Raw genomic sequence first — 439 nt, forward strand, 5'->3', positions numbered from 1 at the left:
CACGTCGCGATCCATAACTGGGTACATAAGGCCGATCTACAGCCGATCTCGACCGTCTCCGAGGATCAACTCGCGGTTGACGAGAAGATGATCCGCCTCCACGGCCAGAAATTCTGGCTGTACGGCGCGGTTGATCCACAGACGAACGCAATCCTCCATGTGAGCCTCTATCCAACCGCAAATAAACAGACAACACGATGGTTTCTGACCGAGCTACACCGGCGTTATCAGCTGAACAACGTCGAATTTCTCGTCGATGACGCAGACTATCTCGGATCAGTTCTCGCTGAAGACGGCTATCGATTTCATGTCATTCAACATGGAAATCGGAATGCCATCGAACGTGTCTTTTGGGAAATAGAACGACGAACATCATCGTTTGCGAATAGTTTTAGCAATGTCGCGCTAGAGACAGCTCAAAACTGGCTCGAAGCCTTCG

1 protein-coding gene is annotated in these 439 nt (G+C 50.6%); it reads left to right on the forward strand.

What is annotated here, in order from left to right; genetic code table 11:
• Positions 1 to 439: DDE-type integrase/transposase/recombinase (locus DVK03_RS19565; RefSeq protein WP_147440857.1), on the forward strand; the 439-nt coding region annotated here is incomplete at both ends.

The sequence above is a fragment of the Haloferax sp. Atlit-109R genome (assembly GCF_003665865.1).
In the GTDB taxonomy this organism is placed as follows: Archaea; Halobacteriota; Halobacteria; order Halobacteriales; family Haloferacaceae; genus Haloferax; species Haloferax volcanii.